Genomic DNA, 26,182 nt, shown 5'->3' on the forward strand with positions numbered 1-26,182 from the left:
GTGGATATAATAGCATTTTCCGTACCTCTTTTTAACAATGTTACACTATCTCCTTTTCTATATTCGCTGAATAATTTCCTTTACTTTGAAGTTTAAAACCTCGTCGAGATAAGGATTCAATTTGAGTTTCTTCATTGGGAGAATTTTTCTTGCAGCCAATCGTAAATGTTATTAGGCAAATCAATAATAATAAAATAGTAGAGTTTCTTTTCATAGTTTTTTTTTTTATAAATTAATATATCAATGACAATATTAACTATTTTAGTAGTTAATCACAAGTTATTTTGAATAATTCTAAATAAATGCTTAAACTGTATGATTTCCAAATTAACGTCGATGTGACAAAAGAAAACACTTTTGTTTAGGTTCTAATGGTTTAAAAGGATAACTTTGCGGCTTCAAATCCACACAATGAGTGATCAGATAAAACACGAATGCGGAATCGCTTTTATTCGCCTGTTAAAACCACTTTCTTACTACCAGCAAAAGTACGGTACAGCACTTTACGGCCTTAACAAATTATACCTTTTAATGGAAAAACAGCATAACCGGGGCCAGGATGGCGCAGGTATTGCCACCATTAAGCTGGATATGAAACCGGGCAGTAGGTACATCAGCCGATACCGGAGCATGGCATCAAATGCGGTAGCGGATATCTTCGAATATGTACAGAACAAATTTGTTGATATCCAGGAAAATACACCTGAATTAATGCAGGATACAGAATGGCTCAAAAACAACGTAAGCTTTATCGGCGAGGTGTTAATGGGCCATTTGCGTTATGGTACACATGGTAAAAACAGCATCGAAAATTGCCACCCTTTTTTAAGGCAGAACAACTGGATGACCCGTAACCTGGTGATTGCTGGTAACTTTAACATGACGAATGTTGACGAGTTATTGGAGCAATTATACGAGCTGGGCCAGCATCCAAAAGAAAAAGCAGATACCGTTACGGTACTGGAAAAAATCGGCCACTTTTTGGACGATGAGAACCAGGAGCTTTTCGATCAGTATAAAAAAGAAGGACACGATAACGTTGCGATTACGCACAAAATATCTGATAACCTGGATATCGCGAACATTCTGCGCCGCTCGGCCAAAACCTGGGATGGAGGTTACTCGATCTGTGGTATGGTAGGTAACGGCGATTCGTTTATTATGCGCGATCCGGCTGGTATTCGTCCGGCTTATTATTATTACGATGATGAGATTGTGGTAGCTGCTTCCGAAAGACCAGCTTTACAAACTGCATTTAATATCCAGTTTAAAGATGTTAAAGAGATCGATCCGGGTCATGCTTTAATCATCAAGAAAAACGGAGAGGTAAGCATGGAGCAGTTCCGCGAGCCTACCGAAAGATTATCTTGCTCATTCGAACGCATCTATTTCTCAAAAGGAAGTGATGTAGAGATTTACCGTGAACGTAAACAGCTCGGCCGTTTATTGAGCGATAAAATTTTGAAAGCGGTTAATTACGATCTTAAAAATACTGTATTCTCGTTTATCCCAAATACTGCTGAAGTTGCATTTTTCGGGATGGTTGATGGCGTACAGCGTTACGTACGTAACCACCAGAAAGAAACACTTTTACATAAAAAGGAACAGTTAAATGATGAGCAGTTAGATGAACTGTTATCGCTTGCGCCAAGGGTAGAGAAACTTGCGGTAAAAGACGTAAAACTAAGAACATTTATCACCCAGGATGCCGATAGGAGTGAGATGGTGGCACATGTTTATGATACCACTTATGGTATTATCAACAACCACCAGGATACTTTGGTTGCATTGGATGACTCAATTGTTCGTGGTACAACTTTAAAGCAGAGTATCATTAAAATTGTAGATCGATTGCACCCTAAAAAAATCATTATTGTTTCTTCTGCACCTCAGATCCGTTACCCTGATTGTTATGGTATTGATATGAGCAGAATGGGACAATTTGTGGCTTTCGATGCGGCTATTCAGTTGTTAACGGAACGTGGCATGTGGCAGGTAATTGAAGATGTTTACACCAAATGTAAAGCTTCGTTACTTTTACCGAAAGAGGAAATTGTAAACCACGTTAAAGAAATTTATAAACCATTTACCCCGGAAGAAATTTCGGCCAAAATTGCACAGATTATTACCCCAAAAGGTACTGTTGCTGAGGTTGAAGTGATTTATCAGAGTTTAGAGAACTTGCACGAGGCTTGTCCGAAAAATAAAGGTGACTGGTATTTTTCGGGAAATTATCCAACCCCGGGTGGTAACAAAGTGGTAAACAAAGCTTTTGTTAACTGGAAAGAAGGAAATAATCAAAGGGCTTATTAGACCCTAAAATATTTTGAATAATAAATAGCTCATAGTAATATGGGCTATTTTTTTGCACTCATTTTACTACCGGTGCAGTGAGTTTATACAAAAAAAGAATGCCCTTCAACTACGCTCAGGGTGACAAACGAGTAGTTATATTTTTAATTTTTAACTACAAAAGACAAAGCAGGTTTTCATCTTTATTTAATTTGCTTGCTTCTCCTGTTTAAACCTGACATTCGCGGAAAGCCCGGAGGCAAATTCTTCATTTGCCGAGGACTTGCAGCATTGGCAGGACTAACAATAATAGTTGTACTGCACCTGCTTTTCAAAAAAAAAATATTGACTGAGACATCAAGGATAAGAACGCAATGTATTATGCGTAAAATTTCAGATAAGTTTTAACGATGAGCCAAATGGCGAAGAATATGATGACAACTCCTGCAATTTTATTGAGTTTTTTCAGCGCATCTTCTTTTATTTTATAACGGAGTTTGCTGGAGTAAAAACTCTTTGCGCCATCGATAGCCAATTGGGTGGCCATGGCAATAAAAAAGCAGACCAACTTTTCGTTTAACATGTTGTTGAGCTTTACAGAGATAATTCCGCTAACAATAATCCAGAACATGAGGGTAGAAGGAGTGAGGATGCACATCAGAAATCCCTTTATTACATAACCCCGTTTACTCACTTTTTGTAATGTTGAACTATCGTAATGTACGGTTATTTTAGAAACCAGGTAATAGATACCTACTGCTAATAAAAACAGGCCCCCGATGGAGCCTACATATTTATCAAATTCTGCTTTATAATCGAAAAACTGGCTGCCAAAAAGGACCAGGCCAATTAAGATTACATCACTGATAATCACTCCTATGGCTAAAGAAAAACCAGCTTTGAAGCCTCTCTCTATGCTGGTTTTGATCATTGCAAAAAATACCGGCCCTGTTAAAAACGACGAAATAATCCCTGCTCCTATTCCTAGTAATATGGCTTCAAACATGCATTGTATTGTTTATAATATGCGAATATGCAATTTTATACCTAAACATATAACTTTTATTTTTGTTGCACAGGTTGCATAAAATTTACGGGTTTTCATTTTTTTTATTTATGTTTAGAGCCACTAAAACAATTTACCAAATAACAAACGATGACAAAAGACACAACTAAAAATTATGGTACAGCTCTATATACAATTATAACTGTATTCTTTTTTTGGGGATTCGTTGCCGCTTCAAATGGCATCTTTATTCCTTTTTGTAAAACTCATTTTAAATTAACTCAATTCGAATCTCAATTAATAGATTTTACCTTTTATGGCGGGTATTTTATAGGATCATTAATCTTATATTTTGCTTCACAGGCCTCAAAAGTTGATATTTTAAACAAAATAGGATATAAAAAAGGAATTATTGCCGGCTTAATTATTTCTGCAGGTGGTGCCCTTCTTATGATTCCTGCAGTGCATTCTGGTTCGTTTTTGTTTATCCTATTTGCATTTTTTGTTATTGCTTTAGGCTTTTCGTTACAACAAACAGCTGCAAACCCATTTGTAGTGGCTTTAGGAGAGCCGGAAAGTGGTGCGCATCGCTTAAACCTGGCTGGCGGTATTAATAATTTTGGAGGTTTGATGGGCCCGGTTATTGTAAGTGTTGTTTTGTTTGGAACTGCAAACGATGCTGTTGCCAAGGTGGTGGAAATTTCTTCTATCAATAATTTGTACTATATTTTAGCTGGACTATTTTTAGGCGTTGCAATATTCTTTGGTGTATCCAAGCTCCCTGATGTGACAAGTACAGAAAAAATTGAAGCAAGTAGCAAACCTACCGGACCATTGGTTGTAATGATTTTAGGTTTCTTAATGGTTGCAGCTGCGAGTCCTCTAGCAAACTTGACAGGAATTAGCGCATCTATCTTTGTTTACTCTTCGTTTGTAATCATTCTAGGTGCATTATTATTCGGTTACTTCGTAAAAAAAGAAAATGCTGCTAGTTGGGGCGCAATGCAATACCCTCAATTGGTTTTGGGTATGTTAGCTATTTTTATGTATGTAGGTACAGAAGTAACTATTCAAAGTAATTTGGGCGCTTTACTTAAATTGCCAGATTTTGGAGGTTTAGCAGATGCGGATATCAAACCTTACATTTCTTTATACTGGGGTAGTATGATGATTGGCAGATGGGCAGGTGCGGTCAGTGCTTTCAATCTAACTAAAATGACCAAAAATGTTTTAACTATTATTGTGCCTTTTGTGGCTTTCGGTATTATTTTAGGTGTTAACCATGCAACCGGTACAGATGTGGGTAATTTATATGTTTATGCACTGTGTATTGCTGTAATGATTTTAGCAGTTTTTATTGGTCAGGAAAAGCCCGCCAAAACATTGGCTATTTTTGGAACCTTAGGTGCGATAGCCATTATTATTGGTTTACTAACAACTGGTCATGTTGCCATCTTTGCTTTCGTTAGTGGTGGTTTATGTTGTTCTATCATGTGGCCATCAATATTCTCATTAGCCATTACCGGATTAGGGAAATATACTTCTCAGGGGTCTTCATTCTTAATTATGATGATCTTAGGAGGGTCGATCATTCCTCCAATTCAGGGAGAATTAGCTGATAGTGCTGGTATTCACAATTCTTATATCATTCCTGTTTTAGGGTTTGCTTATTTAATTTTCTTTGCATGGAAAGTGAGTGGCGAACTTAAGAAACAAGGTATCGACGTTGAAAATATTACTGCCGAAGGCGGACATTAATTTTAATAAAGTATTTTTGTAGCCACAGGGATGAATGCTCTGTGGCTTTTTTGATTTTATACATGACTGATAAACCAAGTTTCGATTCTATATTTATGAACCTTGCCACCGATCTGGCTGCCCGTTCGCATTGCGTGCGTGCCCACGTTGGTGCAGTATTAACCAAAGATACCCGGATTATTTCCATCGGTTATAATGGTCCCCCGGCCGGAACGCATAACTGTGATGAGGAATGGCCCGAACATGGCTGCGCTCGTGATAGTAAAGGAAGTTGTTCATTAGCTTTACATGCAGAAGAAAATGCCATCCTCTATGCTTCTAAAAACGGATCGAAGATAGAAGGCTGTACCTTATACACCACTTTATCGCCCTGTATTGCCTGCGCAAGGTTAATTTTATCATCAGGAATTAAACTGGTATATTATTCAAAATCGTATGCCGCTTATAAAGGTTTGCCAAGTGATGAAGGCGTAGATTTTTTAAGGAAGTTTGGGGTAGAAGTGAATTTGATGGAATCGTAAGGTTTAATGGTCAATAGTCATTGGTTAATTGGTCATTAGTCATTTTAGCTTAAAAACGTAATGTTCTTAATTTCTTGATGGTCAACAAATAGATTAACCGACTTTGTCTTTCGAGTCCCTGACTCCGACTAAGTCACGATAAAATTCTATCTTGACAACTTGACAAGTTTTGTTTGTCTTTGATTATAAAACTATTAACTATGAAAACAATGTCAGTTGGGGAATTTAAAGCTCATTTTTCTGAAGTACTTGAAGATGTTAAAGCGGGTATTGGTATTGCAGTAACTTATGGGAGGAAAAAAGAAGTTATTGGTTACTTTGTTCCTGATTTAGAAGAAAGCAATAATCAACGTAAAATAGGTCTGTTGGATGGGAAAGCTGAAATTATATTTAAAGATAATTTCAAAATTACAGAAGAAGAATTTTTAAGCCTATGATTTACCTGTTAGATACCCCTGTGCTAATTTGGTCGTTAATGTATTCGTCTAAGCTTTTAGAAGTCTTTTTAGAAATCTTAAAGAATAAGAAAAACACAATTCTTTTAAGTACTATAAGTTTTTGGGAAATTTCTTTAAAGCATTCGATGAATAAACTTGACATTTTAAGAATCGTACCGGATGCTTTACCTGGACTTGCAATCGAGGCTGGCTACGAACTTTTGCCTCTTTTACCAGATGATGTAGCTAATTATCATCAATTAAATGCCACCTGGCACAGAGATCCTTTTGATAGAATGCTTATTTGGCAAGCCATTCAAAAAAATATAACTTTAATCAGCAAAGAGGAAGACATTAATAAATATCAATCGGCAGGTTTAAAGGTTGTTTGGTAATTATTGTTCACTGGTTCATTAGTACCTGCAAGTCTGCTATTGGTTAATCGGTTAATCAACTCCAAACGCCTAGCGCTAAACGCTTATCGCCATGCCCTCTCTCAAAACTCTCCGCACACTACTAAAAATCTCAAATCTCCGCTCTCAAATCTCATATCTAATTGGTACCTTTGCGGATGCTAGAAAAAATCATTATCGTCGATTTTGGTTCGCAATTTACACAACTCATTGCCCGTAGGGTTCGCGAACTAAATATTTACTGTGAAATATATCCATATAACAATCTTCCTGAGATTACCGAAGATGTAAAAGGTGTTATCTTTTCAGGTAGTCCTTATTCTGTCCGCCAGGAAGATGCTCCTCAGATTGATTTATCAAAATACCATTTAAAATACCCATTATTGGCTGTTTGCTATGGTGCACAATATATTGCCCAACATTCTGGTGGTTCGGTTCAGCCTTCTTCAACACGCGAATATGGCCGTGCCAATTTAAACTTTGTTAACCAGGATAATCAATTATTTAAAGGCATTAATTTGAATTCACAAGTTTGGATGAGCCATGGTGATACCATTACTGATATTCCTGAAAATTTCGAGCTGATTGCCAGTACCGATAGCGTAAAAGTTGCCGCTTACCACATTAAAGATTCTGATACTTACGCCATCCAGTTCCACCCGGAAGTTACGCATAGTATTGATGGAAAAATTCTTTTAGAAAATTTCTTGGTTGATATCTGTGGCTGTAAACAGGACTGGACTTCTTCTGCATTTGTAGAAACCACCATTGCCGATATTCAGGCTACTGTTGGTAATGATAAAGTTGTTTTAGCCCTTTCAGGCGGTGTTGACAGTAGCGTTGCTGCGGTGCTTTTGCATAAAGCCATCGGTACCAACCTGCACTGTATATTTGTTGATAATGGTTTATTGCGTAAAAACGAATATGAAAGTGTTTTAGAACAGTACAAAGATTTCGGATTGAACATTAAAGGCGTTGATGCGAAAGATAAATTCTTAAGTCAATTGGCCGGGGTAGAAGATCCGGAGCAGAAACGAAAAATTATAGGCCGTGTTTTTATCGAAGTTTTCGATGAAGAATCGCATCTGATCCAGGATGTGAAATGGCTGGCACAAGGTACTATCTATCCCGATATTATCGAGTCGGTTTCAGTTAAAGGCCCATCGGCAACCATTAAATCGCACCATAACGTTGGCGGTTTGCCGGATTTTATGAAACTTAAAGTAGTAGAGCCACTTAAAACTTTGTTTAAGGATGAGGTAAGGAGAGTAGGTACTGCGTTAGGATTAGAATCATTTATCTTAGGCCGCCACCCTTTTCCAGGACCAGGTTTAGGTATCCGTATTATTGGCGAGGTTACTGCAGAAAAAGTAGCGATTTTACAGGATGCAGATAAAATTTACATCGATAACCTGAAAGAAGCCGGATTGTACGATCAGGTGTGGCAGGCAGGAGCAATCTTTTTGCCGGTAAGATCTGTTGGGGTAATGGGCGATGAACGTACTTACGAAAATGTAATCGCCTTAAGAGCAGTTGAATCATTAGATGGTATGACGGCTGATTGGTGCCACTTGCCTTATCCGGTACTGGCTAAAATCTCTAACGAAATCATCAATAAAGTTAAAGGCATTAATAGGGTAGTGTACGATATCAGCTCTAAACCGCCTGCAACCATAGAGTGGGAATAGTTTAGTTGCAAGTTTTCAGTTTGGAGTTTTCAGTTCAAACGGCATAAAATATATAGTATGCTAGCAAGGTGGAATAAACTTTGCTAGCATATTTTGTTAAAAACGATAGGTATGATTTATAAAAAGGTTTACTGCTTGCCAGTTTTATTGATGTTGGTTTTGGGTGCTTGTTCGCCAAAAGTGAGAACGCCTAAGCCAGAAACGAGTAAACCGGCCGAGAAAGAAAAACCGGCAGATAAAAAGCCCGTCAAAAAGTTTACCCAGGCCAGTGTTTCATTACTTGTTCCTTTTAAACTGGATGAGCTGAACTTAAAAACCGCTACAAAGGCCGATATTGAAAAATATGCCATGCCCATCGATTTTTATCAGGGTTTTAAATTAGGTCTGGATTCTGCTGCTGCCCAGGGTTTAAACTTTAAACTCAATGTTTTTGATACTCAGGATGATAATGCACACATCTCTACCCTCTACAAAAACGAACGCTTTAAACAGAGCAATTTAATTATCGGTCCTGTTTTTCCCGAAGGTTTGAAATTTATAGCGAATTATGCCAAAGAAAACAACGCTACTGTTGTTTCGCCGCTGGCTGCTACTGATCCGGGGGAGTTTAACAATCCTAATCTTGTTTCTGTGGTCAATAATATTGGTTTGCATGGAAAAAAGATCGGTACTTATATCGCCAAAAACTTTAATCCAGCCAATACCATTGTGGTGCTGATCAATCCAAAGAAAACGGAAGATGAGGCTTTTGCAGCCCCAATCAGGAACTATTTCCAGACTAACGGAAAATTTATTGTACAGGAATATGCTTCTGCTTACACTTTCGAAACCAAAATGATTAAAGGAAAGCAATATGCAGTAGTGGTAACCTCATCCGATCGTGCTTTTGTATTGCCAACCGTAGAAAAGCTTTATAAATTAAAGAATTTGCCAACCGGAGGATACGCCATTAACCTTTTTGGTCACCCCAACTGGGTAAAACAGAATTATCCTGCCGAGAAATTACAAGACCTGAATACCATCATCAGTTCATCTTATAAAATAGATTATAAAAGCAGTGCTGTAATTACTTTTATCAAAAAATACCGCTATAAATATGGTTTTGAGCCTGGAGAATATGCTTTTAAAGGCTTCGATATAGGTTATTATTTCGGTAAACTATTGGTAAATTATGGCGAAGATTACAGAGATTATCTTGTAAAGGATAAATATAGAGGACTTCATAATAGCTTTTCATTTATTCATGATGAAAAATTAGGTTATATTAACACTAGTTTAATGCTATTGAAATATAAAAACTTCGCCTTAAATATTGTTGAATAACCAATCATTCCTTCCATTTTAATTATTGCATGAGAGCAGACCACCAGTTAAGAGCCTTTGAACAGATTTTAAGCAGTTACGATGGAAGTTTGCCTTTGCATCGATTTTTGCCTGCTTATTTTAAACAGCACAAGCAAATGGGTTCATCCGACAGAAGATGGGCCACACGACATATTTATAGCTTTTTCAGGCTGGGTAAGGCTTTAGCTGCTCTGCCAAATGAAGAACGGTTGAGCATTGCCGATTTCTTATGTCAGGATACTTTAAGCCAGATTGTGGAGAAAAACCTTCCTGAGTTGAAGGATAGTATTAATTTACCCTTAGCAGCTAAATTAAACCTGATTAAGGCTAAATACCCTGATTTTAATGCGGAAGACGTATATCCTTTTCATACTGCGCTTTCCGGCGATATCGATAAAGAAGCCTTTTTTGCTTCCTTTTTCAAACAGCCTGACCTGTTTATCAGGGTAGTGGCTGACGATTCTACTGCAATTATTGCGAAACTAGAGGAGGAGAATATAGCCGTTAAAGCGATTTCTGATACTGCATTGGCTTTACCAAACGGTACCAAACTCGAAACCATTTTAAAAGAGGGTAGTTATCAGGTGCAGGATTTATCTTCGCAGCATACCGGTGAATATTTTAAGCCGAATAAATGGGATAAATGGTGGGATTGCTGTGCCGCATCAGGCGGAAAAAGTTTGCTTTTGCACAGTTTAGAGCCCGTTATCGAGCTTCTGGTTTCTGATTTACGCGAAAGTGTACTGTTAAACCTTGATGAACGTTTCCGACTGGCCGGTATCAAAAAATACCATAAAAAAGAAATCGATCTTTTACAGAATAACGATCAGATTCTGCATCACTATGCCTTTGACGGAATTATTCTGGATGCGCCCTGTACTGGTTCAGGAACATGGGGAAGAACGCCCGAAATGCTTACTTTTTTCGAGGAACGTAAGATCAATCAGTTTGTTACTATTCAGAAAGGCATTGTACAGAATATAGTGAAATATTTAAAGCCTGGTAAACCGCTGGTTTATATTACCTGCTCTGCTTTCGCTAAAGAAAATGAAGAAGTTGTGCAGCATATGTTAAACACACTTCCTTTAGAATTGGAAAAGATGGAATTAATAAAGGGCTACGAAAATAACGCCGATACGATGTTTGTAGCAAGGTTAATTAAGAAAAGCCAGGATTAATCAGGATTAAGGGATTGTAGGATTTTTAAGATCGGGGCGTTTATTAATTTAAGTCATTTCGAGTGCAGTGCAACGTAATCGGGAACCACGTAAGTGCTCAGCGAAGCTAAATCTATCTCGGGGTAGATCTCTCCGTTCCGCTTTGCTACAGTCGAGATGACAGTCGCTTTGAGACGTTATGTATGTTCAAACCAGGACCTAAAATTCTTCTTTAGGTACTTCACAGCTTCAATTAAAACGGCGATGGCTCCAATAATTAAGGTATATTCTTCAAAGCTTTTCATGTGGTGAGCTTTTATGTTTAGATGAATATACGGATTTATTGTTACAGTTTGGTGAGTGGATTGTCATTTATAGTAAAATGGTCATTGCTACCGCGAGAGAAAAATACAACGACGTTATTAATTAGATTTCTCCATTCCGCTGCGCTACAGTCGAAATGACGAACTGGCTAATTTTACATTATACATCATCCATTTTCCATCTCACATTTTCCATCTTCTAAAGTCCTGTATTATTTCTGAACAGCTTAATGGCAATGGCGAGTAAAATTACCCCAAAAGCTTTACGCAAGATATTTAAACCCGATTTTCCGAAAAGTTTTTCCAGTCTGTTGGTGTTTTTCAATACGAAATAAACAAAAAGCATATTGAGGATAATCCCCACTAAAATATTTTGTGTATGGTATTCTGTTTTTAACGAAAGCAGGGTGGTCATGGTTCCCGCTCCGGCAATTAAGGGAAAAGCTAACGGAACGATAGAAACGGTTTCTGGTGCTTCTTCTTTAAAAATAGTGAGTCCTAAAACCATTTCCATGGCAATAAAAAAGATCACAAAAGAACCTGCAATAGCAAAAGATTCTACGTCCAAACCAATTACTTTAAGTAAAGATTCTCCAAGAAATAAAAAGAGGATCATTAAACCTGTGGCCACCAGAGATGCCTTTTCTGATTCGATATGGCCAGCTTTTCTACGCAGCTCGATTACCACCGGAATGGCCCCCAAAATATCGATAATTGCAAAGAGCACCATCGTTGTCGACAGGATCTGGCTTAAGTTGAACTTCATAAAATCGAATTTCATAGCAGGACAATTTTAAGCAAAGGTAGCGGAATTTGTATCAAATCCTCAATTGTAAAATTATTTATTAGAAATAGAATTGTGTTCTTAAAGTGAGCACATTATCTTTCCGGTCAGCCGTATAATCCTGAATCTGGGTAGCCTCATTTCTGATAATATCGTAATACAATACAGCTTTAAAATGTGTATTAAAGTGATGTAAAAAACCAAAGCCAAAAGTATCAAAACGGACATCTGCCGGTGAAAGTCCTTTAGCGCTGCTAATATCCATTCCCTTCACTTTCGAATTTGGATCGTACCAATCATATTTTAAAATAATCTGGTTATCGGTACTGTTCAGGGTTTGTACAAAGGTGAGGTAGGCACCGTTAAATGTTCGGGTATAATAAGGAAGGGCGATCGATTTATTATCAACAGGGTAGGAGCCCGGGGTGGTAGAATTGGTAGAAGTTCCGGTTTGCAGTCCTGAAACAACCTCTGCCCGAAGTTCAGATTTCCAGCTTTTGGTTTTGGTAGCCAGCTGAATATCGGCACCATAATACCTGCGTGGAGCAACTTTATTAATGGTGGCGGCCGACGAATCTTTAACCATGTTCCATTGATCGTTAATTTTGTCCATTTTATAACTTACAGGCAAACGATGATTTAAACCACCCTGTAAGGTGCTGATGCCGCCCGCAATGGTAAAATTATTAAAAGCATAGGTTTTATGGCTTAGTCTGAAGATGAAATCCTTGCTGTTATCAAATTCTGCAGGACCAGCCAGACCCTGACCGTTGTAAATACCAAAATCCAGCACAATGTTTTTAAGTGTGGCATCTTTCCAGCGGGGATTTAAGGTAAAGGTAACCCCCAGGTCGCGCTCAGTTTTCATTAAAATCTGCGACATCCGGCCACGTTCAGGTGCCTCTCTTACCGAAGATGATAACTGAAGTTCATTCCCGAAGGGACGGCCGGAAAGCCCTAGAGTAACCGCTAAAATCTTCCATTTGTTTTCATAATAACGGCCCCAGAAATCTCTTACGGCAACGCCTTGTTCTGTACCGTCGAACTGCAGTACAAAATAGGTTGATGGAGCACCATCGTCTGTTAACAACATATAATCGGCCCTTAATCGGCCTCTTCTCAACCTGAACCGGTTATTGGTAAATTCGCCGAAATTTCCGCCCTGGTATTCTGCCTGCGTACCATTTGATTGCGCCATTTGAAACTGTGGCTGTAAATATCCGCTAAACGATAATGAACCATATTTTTTGGAAATAATGAGTAAATGATTAACCGTTGTAGAGTCCATTACATCATTAATAGTTCTTTGCGCATAACTTATTGAAGAAAACAGCAGGAAAAAGGCAATGATCAGAAAATTTACCTTTTTATATCCGGTAGAATGGCGGTTCATGTTATCGATTTTTTGCAAAGGTAGTTTTATTAACAATTATTTAACACAAAAAAAGCCCCAACTTGCGTTGAGGCTTCAAAAATATTTAAATTGTTTACAATTCTGGTTTAGGAGGATCTACTGGTTTTACCACTCTGCCACTGTTTCCAAGAACCGAGTTCTTTTTGCCATAGAAGAAGTAAATAGCCACACCCAAGGCCATCCAGATGGCTAACCTGATCCAGGCTTCAATTGGAAGTGAAGACATTAAGTACACACAAACAATGATACCCATAATTGGCACAAATGGTACAAATGGTGTTTTGAAAGGACGAGGCCTGTCAGGATCTGTTTTGCGTAATAACATTACACCAATACATACCAGTGAAAATGCGAATAATGTACCGATAGAAACCATGTGGCCTAAGTCGGTTACAGGAACAAAGCCAGCAAAAATGCTTACAAAAAGCATAAAGAAGATGTTGGTTTTGAAAGGTGTTCTGTATTTAGAATGGATGTTGCTGAAGAATTTTGGTAACAATCCGTCTTTAGACATGGTATAGAATACCCTCGATTGTCCCATTAGCATCACCAGTATTACTGAAGTGTAACCCGCTAAAATGGCAATAATTAAACCCATTTGCAACCAGCCGTATCCGGTAACTTTAAAAGCGGTAGCGGCAGGAGAAGCATCACCTTTAAAAACAGTGTAAGGTACTAAACCTGTCATTACGTGAGCAAAAAGCACATATAATATCGTACAAACTACCAGCGAGCCCAATATACCGATTGGCATACCTTTTTGTGGATTTTTTGCTTCCTGAGCTGCAGTAGAAACGGCGTCGAAACCGATAAATGCAAAGAAAACCAATGCTGCGCCCGCTGCAATACCCGAAATACCAAATTCTCCTTTAACACCTGTATTTGCAGGGATATAAGGCGTGTGGTTAGCCGGATTAATAAATTTCCATCCCAGTGCAATGAAAATAATTACTACAGCCACTTTTACAATTACTAAAATGTTGTTAAGGCTTGCAGATTCTTTTGTACCGCGGATTAACATCAATGAAAGTAGAGAAACAATCACCACAGCCGGTAAATTGATTCCGCCACCATCTACTTCTGCAAATGATTTGGTTAAGTAGAGCGGCATTTCGAGGCCAAACTCATGCAATAATTTATTAAAATATCCAGACCATGAAACGCCAACGGTTGCGGCCCCTAAAGCGTATTCCAAAACCAGATCCCAACCAATTACCCATGCCATGAACTCACCCATGGTTGCATAAGAATAGGTATAGGCACTTCCTGCAACAGGAATCATTGATGCAAATTCTGCATAACACAATCCTGCAAAAGCACAGCCTACAGCCGCCAGTACAAATGATAAAGTTACAGCAGGTCCTGCGTGATCAGCTGCAGCAATACCGGTTAAAGAGAATAAGCCTGCACCAATAATAGCTCCAATGCCCAATGCAACAAGGCTTGTACTACTCAGTGTCCGTTTCAGCGTGCCTTCACCGCTTTCAGCAGATTCTGCTATAAGCACATCAATAGGCTTTTTTAGATTCATAAGTTGTTTAGTCTTTTATGTTTGTTGATTTTATGATAATAAGCGGTAAACCTAAATAAAAATTACCAAAAAGAAAAAGGGATTCTGTTAAAATCCCCCTTTCAGTTGTATTATATCTGCGATTTTACAACTAACGACTTAAAGTATCGGTTGTATTGATTAAAGTATCGGTTTTTATGCTGCCCGAAGCATCGGTTTTTTGTTCAATTCTGATTTCTTTCCTAACTTCTTGTTTGTGTTCGCCCGCAATTGCCTTAACTGCGATGTATGGAGCAATAACCAGTGAAACAATAGACATTAATTTAATCAAAATGTTCATTGAAGGGCCGGAAGTATCTTTAAAAGGATCGCCAACCGTATCGCCGGTTACAGAAGCCTTGTGTGGTTCTGATTTTTTATAGTGCATTTCGCCATTAATCATTACACCTTGCTCAAAAGATTTTTTGGCATTATCCCAGGCACCGCCCGCATTGCTTTGAAAAATCCCCATCAACACGCCGGTTACGGTTACTCCGGCCAATAAACCACCTAAAACCTCAGGGCCAAAGATAAAGCCTACAATAATCGGCGTAATTAAGGCAATGGCTCCCGGCATCATCATTTCGCGGATAGATGCTTTGGTAGAAATGGCCACACATTTTTCGTATTCCGGTTTGGCCTTATATTCCATTATCCCCGGAATTTCCCTAAACTGGCGGCGAACTTCCTGTACCATGTCCATAGCAGCTTTACCAACCGCCTGGATACATAAAGCAGAGAAAATAAATGGAATCATTCCACCCACAAATAAGCCTGCAAGCACAGGGGCCTTGTAGATATCAATAGCTGTAATGCCTGCAATTCCTACGAAGGCAGCAAATAAAGCCAGCGAAGTTAATGCAGCAGATGCAATGGCAAAACCTTTACCTGTAGCAGCAGTTGTATTCCCAACCGCATCTAAATTATCGGTACGTTCGCGAACTTCTGGCGGTAACTGGCTCATTTCTGCAATACCGCCTGCGTTATCGGCAATTGGTCCAAAGGCATCAATTGCCAACTGCATCGCCGTGGTGGCCATCATACCAGCTGCGGCAATAGCCACACCATATAAACCTGCAAAGTGGTAAGAGGCCATAATCCCTCCGGCCAGAACCAAAATCGGGATCACTGTCGATTTCATACCCACTGCCAAACCTGCAATAATATTGGTGGCGTGCCCGGTTGAGGATTGCTGGATGATAGAATTTACCGGTCCTTTACCCATTGCAGTAAAATATTCGGTAACAATACTCATCATGGTCCCCACCACTAAACCCACAATAATGGCATAAAATACATTTATACTAGAGAACTCATAACCGCGAAGATTAAGTGTTTCCGGTAACATCCATTTCACAATAAAAAATGAAGCTACCGCTGTGATCACAATTGACGACCAGTTACCCAGGTTCAATGCATTCTGCACGCTCGATTTTTCATCCTTAATGGTAACGAACCAGGTTCCGATAATCGAAAATATAATCCCCAATCCACAAATTACCATTGGAAGAAGTATAGGCGACATGCCTCCGAATTTATCTGTTACCGTAATTTCTTGTCCTAAAACCATCGTAGCCAATATGGTTGCCACATACGAACCGAATAAATCGGCGCCCATACCGGCCACATCACCTACGTTATCGCCAACATTATCGGCAATAGTTGCAGGGTTACGTACATCATCTTCGGGGATACCGGCTTCTACTTTACCCACTAAATCGGCACCAACATCGGCAGCTTTGGTATAAATACCACCGCCAACACGTGCAAAAAGTGCGATTGATTCGGCTCCCAGAGAAAATCCGGTTAAAACCTCAATAGCAGTTCTCATTTCTACACTATTGGCATTGGTTACATGGAAAAGCTGTAAAAACACAATAAATAATCCACCTAAACCTAAAACAGCCAATCCGGCCACGCCTAAGCCCATTACCGTACCTCCGGTAAATGAAACTTTTAAGGCTTGTTTTAAGCTGGTTCTGGCTGCCTGTGTAGTTCTTACATTGGCTTTAGTGGCCGATTTCATACCGATATAACCTGCAGTTGCAGAAAATACTGCTCCGATAATAAAAGATAGGGAAATAATCCAGCTTGAATGCATCGGAATACCTTTAATTTCTGTAATTGTTCCCGAATAAGCCAATAACGCTGCTGTAAAGACAGCAAAAATGCTCAATACCCTCCATTCAGCTTTTAAAAAGGCCATAGCACCATCGGCAATATAGCCGGCAAGCTCCTGCATGTTTTTATCGCCTGCATCCTGCTTATTTACCCAGGCGCTTTTAATTAGCATAACTATAATCCCGACAAGGCCCAAAGTCGGGATACAGTAAATTAAATTGTTTTGTAAAAAATCCATAGTTAATAATTGGTTTTATATTTGGTTAGTTGTTTATTGGTTCAATAGTCATTGGTCATTGATTCATTGGTCATTTGGTTAACTGGTTAATTGTTTAAATCGGTTAATCGGCGCTGGTCGCCAAATGCCCGGCGCTAAGCTCATCGCTCCAAACTCTTCGCTAGCAACGCTCTAGCAAGATAACAAAATATTCTTGTGGTTAAAATTTTACAAGGTGTATGAATAAAATTTTGTCATCGTAAAATAATATCCTACAATTTCTTTTTTTTAAATAAATTAGCCCCAAACTAAACAGAACTAAAATGAAAATTCAAAAAGAAGGAGAACCTTCTAAAAGAAAATTAAGCCTTTTCGATGCTACAATGCTGGTGATGGGCTCAATGATTGGTAGCGGTATTTTTATCGTAAGTGCCGATATCATGAGAAATTTAGGTTCTGGTTACTGGTTGATTGTGGTTTGGGTAATCACTGGCGTAATGACAGTTGCTGCCGCAATTTCTTACGGAGAACTTTCTTCTATGTTTCCTAAAGCGGGTGGGCAATATACTTACCTGAAAGAAATTTTCGGCAAAATGATGGGATTCCTGTATGGTTGGGGGCTGTTTACAGTGATTCAAACAGGTACTATTGCTGCCGTTGCCGTTGCTTTTGGTAAATTTACTGCCTATTTAATACCTGCCTTAAACGATGCCGCGCCGATTTTTCAAAGTGGCGGGTATAAAATTACCTGGATCCAGATTTTAGCCATTGGCGTTATTCTGCTGCTTACCTATATCAATACAAAAGGTGTTGAAAGTGGTAAAATACTGCAGAATATTTTTACAGGATCTAAAATTGTTGCTCTAATTGGCTTAATCATTTTAGGCTTTTTGCTTGTGAAAAACAATTTTTGGAACGATAATATGGGGCTGGGGTGGAAAGCTTTCAATAACCTCAAAACAGATTTTAGCGGGAATTTCCTGAAATCAGGCTGGGAATCTATTTCCGGAGTAACTATTATGGGTGGCATTGCAGCTGCAATGGTAGGTTCGGTATTTTCGAGTGTAGCCTGGGAAAACGTAACTTTTGTTTCAGGAGAAATCGAAAATCCCAGGAAAAATGTAGTGCGTTCCATGGTTTTGGGCACCACCGCAGTAATGATTCTGTATTTATTGGTCAATTTTGTATATCTCAACACCTTAAACCGTGATAGTATTGCTTTTGCATTAAATGATCGGGTAGCTGTTGTTGCTTCAGAGCAGATTTTTGGAAGCGGGATCGGTACCATTGTAATTGCTGTACTGGTGATGATTTCTACCTTTGGTTGTGTTAACGGAATCGTGTTAGCTGGTGCCAGGGTTTTTCAGAGCATGGCAGAAGACGGCATGTTTTTTAAAGCAGCGCTTAAAAACAATAAAAACGGAGTGCCGGAAAAATCACTTTGGATGCAGGGCATCTGGGCTTCTGCTTTATGTTTAAGCGGACAGTATGGTAACCTATTAGATATGATCTCTTTTGTTATTGTACTCTTTTATATGATTACGGTTTTTGGCGTTATTTATTTAAGGATAAAACAGCCTGGTTTGGAAAGACCTTATAAAACATGGTTATATCCGATAACACCGGTTATTTACTTATTAATTGGTGCAGCGTTTTGCATTCTGTTATTAATATACAAGCAACAATATACCTGGCCGGGGCTGGTTATTGTTTTATTGGGGCTTCCTGTTTATTTTTTCATCAATAAAAAAGAGCAGCAGCCTTAGGTTACTTTAGTTTAATATTAAACCTCGCAAGTTTCTAAATCTGCGAGGTTTTTTTATGCCAGAATAATTTAAAATTTTTTTGAAAAGCAAGGTCTGGTTTCAATCGGTTCCGAAAGCCCCGTTATCCGCTTTACTCACCCGATAGAAAAAATCGGGATCGTGCCCGCTGCTACCGGGTTTAGCGTACACCGGCGGGTGCTGAAATTGAGTGAATAAAACGTATTAAACGTATCATTTTTTAGTCATAACCTTTCAAAGTTGTAGCTGTTTAATTTTGCAGCCTAAAAAATTATTAACAATATATTAAACCTATAAAGTTAGTTTTAATGTATCCTGAGCCAATTAATCAGCCAATTTTTTTCTTTTTCCACCAACGTTACTACTTGTTAATGAATAGTATATCGCATAATTGGCTTAATATTTGGTTTGATAATGGCGGTAGCTAGCCTGCCTTAACCAAATTTATAACCTTTAAATTTTAAAACTATGGCTTTCAAAGCTAGATTAAACTTTTCAGGCAAGGAGTACGATGTACTTCATTGTGCCTATGCATTAAACCGTGATGTAGATGCTAAAGGAAGACCCTCTTCCGGAGTTTACGGCGGTACCATCGACATTGAGATCGAATCAACCGAAGATACCTCAATTATCGAGGCGATGGTAAACAACCAGTACAAACCCATTACAGGAACCCTGCTGATTAAAAAATCGGAGGAAGATGCCAAAATGAAAGAAGTTAACTTCGAAGACGGCTACATTGTTAAATATTCCGAAGGGATTAACATTGTTGGCGATCACCCGATGACGCTCAAATTCCAGATTTCAGCACGCAAGCTTAAATTAGGCAACGCCGAGCACATTAACGATTGGCCAAAAGCCTAAAGAGGGGTTTAAGGCATAAGGTTTAGGGCAATAAAACGCCACATTCTATGCGCTTATCGCCAACCACTCACCGCAATTCATCTTCCACATTAAAACTTTACTACAATGGCATTCAAAACCCGCTTAAACTTAGGATCAAAAGAATTTGATGTACTACAGTGCAGCTTTTCATTAAATAGAGATGTTGACGCAAAAGGCCGTCCATCGTCAGGTGTTTATGGTGGTACCATCCACATCGAAATCGAATCAACTGAAGATACTTCAGTAATCGAATCAATGGTTAATAACCAGTACAAGCCGCTTTCCGGAACAATTGTTTTCAAAAAAGGCGAAGAAGATTCAAAAATGAAAGAACTGTCTTTCGAAGATGGTTACATCATCCAGTATAACGAGGGTATTGCGGTAAACGATAATACACCAATGACTTTAAGTTTCGTAGTATCTGCCCGTAAACTAAAGCTGGGCAATGCAGAACACGAAAACGACTGGCCAAAAGCTTAATTATTATTTAACAGACGAAAGTTAGATGAGTTCTAAACATTCGTCTGTTAAGTCTCAAATCTCCCGTAAAGTATAAATTAATGTTCCTTTTTACTCAAAAAGGCAATTGATTTGAGTCATGATAAAACTTACCATCATGTTGCCAGTAAGTTGGCGTATTAAATGGTAACAGAGATGTTTTTAGGTTAATTTTTATTGTACATGGAAAAGATGCGTTTACCTTCTTGTTTTAAGCTGTTGCCTGCTATTACTGGTGCGTTAATATTGATTTGTTGTTTAAGCTGTAATGAAGATCGTACAAAAAATAAAAATGTCCTCCTGGCAAATAAAAAGAGTGAAAGTACTACCCGGTTATTCCTTAATTATACAGATTCGGTAACTAAACTCCCTTTGGCAAAGCTGAATGAGGCTGGCATAATATCATTAAACAGGAAATTTACAGGTAAACTGCCGCTGGCCATTTATAATGGTGAACAACAGCATAATAATCAGAATGTTATTGTACAGCCTTATCAGAATAACGGTACAGAAAATATGGTAAAAGCAGGAGTAATATTACTGGTGCCAAAATTCCTCACAGATTCTTTGCTTATTGATGATTTTACCCACCATTTTGGAAATATAGAGGAAGAAAAGCAAACGATAGGCACAACAGAGCAGCCACTACCTGTAAAGATAAACGTTGATGCCAATACTGCTATGAAATTAACTTTTAACCCTGGTGAAAAACTAGAACTCGCCCACGTGATTATGGTTGAGGTTTTAAAGTACAAATAATAATCAATGAATACGCTTGTAAAAATTAAAGAATATGATGCACATGGCGGACCTTCGAATGAAAAAATGGGGGGCGATGGTCATGCGCAAACTTCTACAACTACCGGCAGGTTTGTAATTAAAAGTATCGAAAAGCATGTAAGTTATGGTCGTTATGCCATATGGTCGGGTATAGCATGGGGAACTGAAGTAAAAATAAGCGGAAATATTGTGATGATTAAACAGCTGGGAAGCTGGAAAAAATTAACAGATGTAAATGCGCAGTGGGGAGCTTATAAAAACGATCAGAAAAAAGTTACCCAAGCTGTACTTAACTATCAGCGTAACCTTTATCCTAATTCTCCTATACCAACCAAATGGCTGTTTAACGATTTTGGACATGTTTCGGTTAAATACTTCAAAGACCTGAACAATGATCGGAAAATGAATGGAAAGGAACAGGTAATGGGCGATTTTATCCATACCACACCTCCTGATGAAGCTGCAACTGCAAGTGGAAGGATTTTCCAGCTGGCAGAATCGCATGGTTGCATCCATGTACGGCCCGGCGATATCGATACCATGATCGGCAACGGCTACCTGAAAAAAGGCAATACCATAGAAGTGCATCCCTACACTAAAAAAGCCATAGATGCTTCGCACAAAAGAAATGCAGCTGGTATGCCATTTGAAGTGCATTTTTATCCGGGACTTTATAAAATTGCCATTTATAAAACTATGTAGCTTAAAACGCTACGGCTACAATTAACGAATACATTATGGAAAATAAACTTCTCGTAGAAATCAGTATAGAAGATACAGCAATTGCACACTTTGCATCTTTTAATCTGCTACAGGCTTTTAACCAGCACCATTATTTCGAACTACATCTTAACCACGATCAGTTGGGTGCTCCCGGTTTGATCAATTTGGATGACAGTCGCGATTTTGTAGGCAAAACCCTAACCGCTTCTTTTGGTCATTCGCCAGAAAACCTGCAGCATTTTGCCGGACTGGTTACAAAAGTAGAACTCTCACAAAGTCATGGCTATCACGGCGTACTCATTGTAAGTGGATATAGTCCTACTATTTTAATAGACCGCGGACCAGATTTAGGGTCATATTTAGATAAAGATCTGGATACCATTGTTAGATTGGCTACAAAAGATACCCCAGCTAACGATTTGGCCATTGTAACCAATGCTTCCAGAAAAGCGGCAATCGATTATCTGATCCAATACCGTGAGAGTGATTTCGCATTTCTTAACCGCTTATCGGGCGAATATCACGAATGGTTCTACTATGATGGTAAACAGCTTAATTTCGGAAAGCCCGATAAACAAAAGGAAATAGCCCTTTTTTACGGTCGTGATGTACATAACCTGCAGTACGCCATGGAAGTTTCGCCTATAAAATATAAGCGTTTTGCCTACAATCCTAAACAGGATGAAATGCTGCATAGCGAAAGTACCGGCAAAGCAGATGGAAATCCAGATCTGGCGCATGCCATTAAGGCATCTAATACAATGTACAGCAAAACCTTTAACCAGCCATCCTTAATCAGGGTTGATAATGGCAGCGACATAAAAAGTCATGTAGAAAACGAAGAAAAAGCACATATCAGCGAATTGTTAAAGATAAATGCAGGTGGCGATAATGCCTCTCTCAGCATTGGCAGCATTGCCGAAATTACCATGAGTGTAAGAAAGGAGCTTGCTTTTGCAACCGAAAGCCTCGGTAAATTTCTGATTACCAATATCAATCATCAGATAGATGGAACAGGTAAATACAGCAATACTTTCGAAGGTTTGGTGGCTACCACTGAGCGTATCATGGTTAGGAATTACGAAAAGCCACACTCGGATATGCAGCTGGCGGATGTGATAGATAATGATGATCCTCAGGGGCAGGGCCGGATTAAAGTTAAATTTAAGTGGGAATGCCAAACCAACGACCCGACAGAATGGCTGCGGGTTGTAAGTCCCAATGCAGGTAGCGGCGATACCGGGAAAAATCGGGGGTTCCACGTTATTCCCGAAAAAGGCGATCAGGTGGTGATTGCTTTTGAAGAAGGCAATGTGGCCAGGCCCGTTGTAATGGGTAGTGTTTACCATGGCAAAAGCGGCGATAGCAGTGGCTTTAAAAATAGTAATACCAAAGGCTTAACATCGAGAAAGGGAAGCTGTTTGAGTTTTGATGATCTTAATCATGCACTGAATCTGGGTACCAATGCAGCTAATTTTGTAAAAATAGAAAATGGCCCGGGGCTGATTACAGCAGAATCTGCTGAAACGATCGTAATTAAAACGGGTTTAAGTAGTATTACGATGAAAAAAGATGGAACGATTGATATTATCGGCGAAATCATTAATATTCAAGGGAAGAACTCTGTGAACATCAATTGGGGCGATAAATCTGGGATTAGTGTATTTGTAGGTAAATCAGGTTATACCAATTACAGTTTTGATGGAAAAACCAAGAAAGAATCTGTAACTGAGGGGATTTCAGTAACCAGTGGAACAACAATTCTTTCAAAATCGGATGGGGTACAAACGATAAATGGTAGTCAAGTAGATATTAATTAAGTTAGCTATGAGTAGATTTAAATTTTTTAGTGATGAAGAACCAGTTCATGTCGAAAATAAAACAGATACACAGTATGATAAGGTAGTTGATATTGAAAAGACTGATCCTGTACTCTTAAAATATCGTTGTGAACAAACGGTTGCTACCAAATTAAATAATGTAATTACCAATCACGCTACCACAAAGCGAGAGTTTCATGTTAAAAACAGAATTGATAATGGGAATCTTATTGTAGAAGTTTTGCTTTTCGATAATATTATTCAGATAAATCCTTCTAATCTCTCAGAAGCAATGGACTTGTTTTCATCCCTGGATCTGATTAAATGTAATATAACCGTACAGGTTGACAGAGAGACAGGGAAAATAAACAAGATATTGAACTACGGTGAGGTGCTAAAAAATTGGGAAAGTTTTAAAGGCAATATAAAAGAGCGGTATTCTTTTTTGAGATCAAGTAATGCCGAAATTGAACTCCAAAAATTTATTTATTTGGCAGAAGCGCAGATTAAGGATGAAAAACTCCTCATTGAGGATATACATACTAAGTTGTTCTTTGATCTTTTTTTTGATAGGTATCTTGTTAAGCTTTCAGACCTATATAAACCTTATACTTTGAATTACCATTCCCAGCTTTTTGAAGGAATTGCAGTGCCCTTGCATGTTTCATCAGAAATTATTTTTGAAAAACCATCAACTGTTGAGCTTAAAAAACAGGGTAAGATGGACATAAAAGTGATTGATATTAATGCAATCAAAAAACAGTATGATCAAAAATTTCAGCCTATTGTAGGCTATAAATTTTCAAATTACGATTTTCAATATCAGGTTAGGCAAGTTGTTAATACGGATTTGTCATTAATTGAAGAAACTGATCTTTTTCTTGCTGAAGAAGTTAAAAATAATGTTGAAGTAGTTGTAGACTATAAATTAAGGAGGATAGAATGAGTTATTCTTATGTACATGAGGGTGCTAATGTTATTTGTACCAATATGACTAATGGAAAACCGCTTCAAATTGGTATCAGTAGGGTTTCCACGGTAATCTTAGCAAGTAAAAAAGCCCCTTTGCTAAATATTGATGATAGAAAAATCAGTGATACTTTTTCGTGTAAGGTTGCAAGTAAATTTTGGGGAGGATTACAGATTTTAACTGCAGTAATTGCGGTAGCTGCATTGGCTGTTGCAACTGTAGCAACCGGCGGGTTAGCATTGGTGGCAGCAGGGGTAATGCTTGCGGCTGCGGGAACCAGTATTGTAGCAGGTGTAACCGGTTTATACAAGATAGGGCACGATTGTGATGCAACGCTAAATGGTACGTGGATGTTGCCGCATGGAGGGGTCAAAATTGATAAAAAACAAGCTTTACTTAGTCAATCATTGATGAACTGCCCAAAAGGTGGGGTTGTTTCTATTATCATCGATCCGGTTATTGCAATGGCTGCCGCAAAAGAAATCACTAGTAATAATAATGCTGAAATTGCAGCCCATTTAACTTCTCAGGCAATAATTGGTGTAATTACTGCTGCTACAGCTTTTACACCTATAGGTTTATTGGTGGCAGCTCCTATTGCGGTTTATGGTTATATTGATGGCGAAAATAGTAAGGAAGAAGCAGCAAAAAAAAATCTTCCCATATGGAGATGGAGTGATGTTGGGGAAAGTGCAAAAACAGAAGGGCTAGTCAATCAGCCTGCGGGCGCTGTTGGGGCTGTTGTTGAAAATGGAATAAACCTTACTCGTACCAATCAACAAATTACACGTGAAATGATGGAATTTAATACACAAGCGGCCATGAGAGAGGCTGCCGGTGATGCGGCTGGTGCTGCTAATTCCAGATTGGCTGCTGATATTGCATCAAGGTCTTATCCTTCAACACGTTCGGCGCTAGTGGGGAAAGATTTTTTTAAAGGCTTAGCGAAAGGGATTGCTGGTGCTATTGCAAACTATTTGATTGATAGAGGATCGGATAGTTATGAATTGGCGAAAGCAAAATCTTCATTATTAGCTTCTGATAATGCTAATAATCAAGACATAGATAATAATATTAGTGTAATAGCAAATAATCCCAAATAAATGAATAAGCAAATATCACAAGCAATTGGCTGGGCTTTAGGAGTATTAGTTGTATTCCCTTTAATAATTTATGGCGTTAACATTTTGTTCAAATCCAAAGCGAATGAGGCAAAAGAACATATTGATGAATATTTGGAGGAATTTGTACCTATTAGTACCAGTTTCCCTAAATATAAAGATCTAAAATTGTCATATTCTCAATATTCTACTTCATTAACAAGTCCTGCGGGTAGTATATATAAAATATCTTTTTTTGATAGTATACTGAATAAGCATTGCCAGATTATGTTCTTTAATTATCCTGACTTTGAAGCGTCTAAGTTTACCACAGTATTGCATAACAAAAAAATAATTATTTCTATCAATAAAGATGATTTAAAAAATCCTCACTATGGAACAAAAGAAAATCCAATACCTGTTTTTAAGGTAAGGGAAAATCTGCCAGATTCGGTTAGTAAAAACAGAGGCTATGAAGATGGTTGGAATGTCGATATTACTGATAAACAATTTAGATATAATGTAGAGCAGTATTTAACCTACATTATGCCAAAAGACGAATTTAAAAAGCGTTTTGAAAAAACAAATGAGTAAGCAA

General features: G+C 38.4%; 22 protein-coding genes. 17 read left to right on the forward strand and 5 right to left on the reverse strand.

The annotated features are described in order from the left end of the window. The first annotated feature begins 411 nt into the window (after positions 1–411). Positions 412–2,313: an amidophosphoribosyltransferase gene (locus tag ABD769_RS19680; RefSeq protein WP_344853067.1), complete on the forward strand. Its 1,902-nt coding sequence runs from the start codon at positions 412–414 to the stop codon at positions 2,311–2,313. A gap of 358 nt (positions 2,314–2,671) precedes the next feature. Here ABD769_RS19680 and ABD769_RS19685 read toward each other — a convergent pair whose 3' ends face one another. Beyond that, positions 2,672–3,298: a LysE family translocator gene (locus ABD769_RS19685; protein WP_344853069.1), complete on the reverse strand. Its 627-nt coding sequence runs from the start codon at positions 3,296–3,298 to the stop codon at positions 2,672–2,674. 150 nt (positions 3,299–3,448) lie between these two features. Between ABD769_RS19685 and ABD769_RS19690 the strand changes: the two genes are divergently transcribed. The 7 genes from ABD769_RS19690 to ABD769_RS19720 all read left to right on the forward strand — a co-directional run bounded on the left by ABD769_RS19690 (position 3,449) and on the right by ABD769_RS19720 (position 10,637). Beyond that, positions 3,449–5,056 (forward strand): MFS transporter, encoded by a 1,608-nt coding sequence (locus ABD769_RS19690; RefSeq protein ID WP_344853070.1) that lies wholly within the window; start codon positions 3,449–3,451, stop codon positions 5,054–5,056. A gap of 62 nt (positions 5,057–5,118) precedes the next feature. Beyond that, positions 5,119–5,577, forward strand: coding sequence for a deoxycytidylate deaminase (locus ABD769_RS19695; protein WP_344853071.1), 459 nt, complete (start codon positions 5,119–5,121; stop codon positions 5,575–5,577). 200 nt (positions 5,578–5,777) lie between these two features. Next, positions 5,778–6,014, forward strand: coding sequence for a type II toxin-antitoxin system Phd/YefM family antitoxin (locus ABD769_RS19700; RefSeq protein ID WP_344853072.1), 237 nt, complete (start codon positions 5,778–5,780; stop codon positions 6,012–6,014). Then, the gene (locus ABD769_RS19705) at positions 6,011–6,409 is read left to right on the forward strand and encodes a type II toxin-antitoxin system VapC family toxin (protein ID WP_344853073.1); all 399 of its coding nucleotides are present in this window, start codon (positions 6,011–6,013) and stop codon (positions 6,407–6,409) included. Before ABD769_RS19700 ends, ABD769_RS19705 begins: the two co-directional genes overlap by 4 nt. A gap of 176 nt (positions 6,410–6,585) precedes the next feature. Further along, positions 6,586–8,115 carry a glutamine-hydrolyzing GMP synthase gene (gene guaA / locus ABD769_RS19710; RefSeq protein WP_344853074.1) on the forward strand — a complete coding sequence of 510 codons (1,530 nt, stop codon included), beginning with the start codon at positions 6,586–6,588 and terminating at the stop codon, positions 8,113–8,115. Between the two features lie 111 nt (positions 8,116–8,226). Then, positions 8,227–9,438 (forward strand): ABC transporter substrate-binding protein, encoded by a 1,212-nt coding sequence (locus tag ABD769_RS19715; RefSeq protein WP_344853075.1) that lies wholly within the window; start codon positions 8,227–8,229, stop codon positions 9,436–9,438. 29 nt (positions 9,439–9,467) lie between these two features. Further along, entirely contained in the window at positions 9,468–10,637 is a 1,170-nt protein-coding gene (locus ABD769_RS19720) for an RsmB/NOP family class I SAM-dependent RNA methyltransferase (RefSeq protein ID WP_344853076.1), read from the forward strand. A 501-nt stretch (positions 10,638–11,138) separates the two neighbouring features. Here ABD769_RS19720 and ABD769_RS19725 read toward each other — a convergent pair. The 4 genes from ABD769_RS19725 to ABD769_RS19740 form a co-directional block, all read right to left on the reverse strand. Then, positions 11,139–11,705 carry a MarC family protein gene (locus ABD769_RS19725; RefSeq protein ID WP_025145664.1) on the reverse strand — a complete coding sequence of 189 codons (567 nt, stop codon included), beginning with the start codon at positions 11,703–11,705 and terminating at the stop codon, positions 11,139–11,141. A gap of 79 nt (positions 11,706–11,784) precedes the next feature. Continuing rightward, positions 11,785–13,134 (reverse strand): porin, encoded by a 1,350-nt coding sequence (locus ABD769_RS19730; RefSeq protein WP_344853077.1) that lies wholly within the window; start codon positions 13,132–13,134, stop codon positions 11,785–11,787. Positions 13,135–13,210: 76 nt separating this feature from the next. After that, a complete protein-coding gene (locus tag ABD769_RS19735) occupies positions 13,211–14,668 on the reverse strand; it encodes an amino acid permease (protein ID WP_344853078.1) in 1,458 nt (485 codons plus the stop codon). Between the two features lie 130 nt (positions 14,669–14,798). Continuing rightward, positions 14,799–17,045: a sodium-translocating pyrophosphatase gene (locus tag ABD769_RS19740; RefSeq protein ID WP_344853079.1), complete on the reverse strand. Its 2,247-nt coding sequence runs from the start codon at positions 17,043–17,045 to the stop codon at positions 14,799–14,801. 302 nt (positions 17,046–17,347) lie between these two features. On the opposite strand from ABD769_RS19740, the gene ABD769_RS19745 reads away from it, so the two are divergent. From ABD769_RS19745 to ABD769_RS19785, 9 genes are all read left to right on the forward strand, one after another. Continuing rightward, entirely contained in the window at positions 17,348–18,790 is a 1,443-nt protein-coding gene (locus ABD769_RS19745; RefSeq protein WP_344853080.1) for an APC family permease, read from the forward strand. Between the two features lie 486 nt (positions 18,791–19,276). After that, positions 19,277–19,672 carry a type VI secretion system tube protein TssD gene (gene tssD, locus ABD769_RS19750; RefSeq protein WP_344852382.1) on the forward strand — a complete coding sequence of 132 codons (396 nt, stop codon included), beginning with the start codon at positions 19,277–19,279 and terminating at the stop codon, positions 19,670–19,672. A gap of 105 nt (positions 19,673–19,777) precedes the next feature. Then, entirely contained in the window at positions 19,778–20,173 is a 396-nt protein-coding gene (gene tssD / locus ABD769_RS19755; RefSeq protein ID WP_344853081.1) for a type VI secretion system tube protein TssD, read from the forward strand. Positions 20,174–20,374: 201 nt separating this feature from the next. After that, the gene (locus tag ABD769_RS19760) at positions 20,375–20,950 is read left to right on the forward strand and encodes a hypothetical protein (RefSeq protein WP_344853082.1); all 576 of its coding nucleotides are present in this window, start codon (positions 20,375–20,377) and stop codon (positions 20,948–20,950) included. A 6-nt stretch (positions 20,951–20,956) separates the two neighbouring features. Continuing rightward, positions 20,957–21,673, forward strand: a complete 717-nt coding sequence (locus ABD769_RS19765) for a hypothetical protein (RefSeq protein ID WP_344853083.1) — start codon at positions 20,957–20,959, stop codon at positions 21,671–21,673. 35 nt (positions 21,674–21,708) lie between these two features. Next, positions 21,709–23,514 carry a type VI secretion system Vgr family protein gene (locus ABD769_RS19770; protein ID WP_344853084.1) on the forward strand — a complete coding sequence of 602 codons (1,806 nt, stop codon included), beginning with the start codon at positions 21,709–21,711 and terminating at the stop codon, positions 23,512–23,514. 7 nt (positions 23,515–23,521) lie between these two features. Beyond that, positions 23,522–24,460, forward strand: coding sequence for a hypothetical protein (locus tag ABD769_RS19775; protein ID WP_344853085.1), 939 nt, complete (start codon positions 23,522–23,524; stop codon positions 24,458–24,460). After that, complete coding sequence (locus tag ABD769_RS19780) at positions 24,457–25,587, forward strand: hypothetical protein (RefSeq protein WP_344853086.1); 1,131 nt, start codon at positions 24,457–24,459, stop codon at positions 25,585–25,587. The genes ABD769_RS19775 and ABD769_RS19780 overlap by 4 nt, the downstream gene beginning before the upstream one ends. Then, a complete protein-coding gene (locus tag ABD769_RS19785) occupies positions 25,588–26,178 on the forward strand; it encodes a DUF8188 family protein (protein ID WP_344853087.1) in 591 nt (196 codons plus the stop codon). The last annotated feature ends 4 nt before the right edge of the window (positions 26,179–26,182 follow it).

It is taken from the genome of Pedobacter jeongneungensis (assembly GCF_039538295.1).
In the GTDB taxonomy this organism is placed as follows: domain Bacteria; phylum Bacteroidota; class Bacteroidia; order Sphingobacteriales; family Sphingobacteriaceae; genus Pedobacter; species Pedobacter jeongneungensis.

Bases quoted from the DNA above. Each gene is read 5' to 3' on its own strand.
- tssD (WP_344853081.1), top strand. From the start codon at position 19,778: ATGGCATTCAAAACCCGCTTAAACTTAGGATCAAAAGAATTTGATGTA.
- ABD769_RS19695 (WP_344853071.1), top strand. From the start codon at position 5,119: ATGACTGATAAACCAAGTTTCGATTCTATATTTATGAACCTTGCCACC.
- ABD769_RS19735 (WP_344853078.1), bottom strand. From the start codon at position 14,668: ATGAATCTAAAAAAGCCTATTGATGTGCTTATAGCAGAATCTGCTGAA.
- ABD769_RS19740 (WP_344853079.1), bottom strand. From the start codon at position 17,045: ATGGATTTTTTACAAAACAATTTAATTTACTGTATCCCGACTTTGGGC.
- guaA (WP_344853074.1), top strand. From the start codon at position 6,586: ATGCTAGAAAAAATCATTATCGTCGATTTTGGTTCGCAATTTACACAA.
- ABD769_RS19765 (WP_344853083.1), top strand. From the start codon at position 20,957: ATGAATACGCTTGTAAAAATTAAAGAATATGATGCACATGGCGGACCT.
- tssD (WP_344852382.1), top strand. From the start codon at position 19,277: ATGGCTTTCAAAGCTAGATTAAACTTTTCAGGCAAGGAGTACGATGTA.
- ABD769_RS19705 (WP_344853073.1), top strand. From the start codon at position 6,011: ATGATTTACCTGTTAGATACCCCTGTGCTAATTTGGTCGTTAATGTAT.
- ABD769_RS19775 (WP_344853085.1), top strand. From the start codon at position 23,522: ATGAGTAGATTTAAATTTTTTAGTGATGAAGAACCAGTTCATGTCGAA.
- ABD769_RS19680 (WP_344853067.1), top strand. From the start codon at position 412: ATGAGTGATCAGATAAAACACGAATGCGGAATCGCTTTTATTCGCCTG.
- ABD769_RS19760 (WP_344853082.1), top strand. From the start codon at position 20,375: ATGGAAAAGATGCGTTTACCTTCTTGTTTTAAGCTGTTGCCTGCTATT.
- ABD769_RS19715 (WP_344853075.1), top strand. From the start codon at position 8,227: ATGATTTATAAAAAGGTTTACTGCTTGCCAGTTTTATTGATGTTGGTT.
- ABD769_RS19685 (WP_344853069.1), bottom strand. From the start codon at position 3,298: ATGTTTGAAGCCATATTACTAGGAATAGGAGCAGGGATTATTTCGTCG.
- ABD769_RS19770 (WP_344853084.1), top strand. From the start codon at position 21,709: ATGGAAAATAAACTTCTCGTAGAAATCAGTATAGAAGATACAGCAATT.
- ABD769_RS19780 (WP_344853086.1), top strand. From the start codon at position 24,457: ATGAGTTATTCTTATGTACATGAGGGTGCTAATGTTATTTGTACCAAT.
- ABD769_RS19700 (WP_344853072.1), top strand. From the start codon at position 5,778: ATGAAAACAATGTCAGTTGGGGAATTTAAAGCTCATTTTTCTGAAGTA.
- ABD769_RS19785 (WP_344853087.1), top strand. From the start codon at position 25,588: ATGAATAAGCAAATATCACAAGCAATTGGCTGGGCTTTAGGAGTATTA.
- ABD769_RS19690 (WP_344853070.1), top strand. From the start codon at position 3,449: ATGACAAAAGACACAACTAAAAATTATGGTACAGCTCTATATACAATT.
- ABD769_RS19720 (WP_344853076.1), top strand. From the start codon at position 9,468: ATGAGAGCAGACCACCAGTTAAGAGCCTTTGAACAGATTTTAAGCAGT.
- ABD769_RS19725 (WP_025145664.1), bottom strand. From the start codon at position 11,705: ATGAAGTTCAACTTAAGCCAGATCCTGTCGACAACGATGGTGCTCTTT.
- ABD769_RS19745 (WP_344853080.1), top strand. From the start codon at position 17,348: ATGAAAATTCAAAAAGAAGGAGAACCTTCTAAAAGAAAATTAAGCCTT.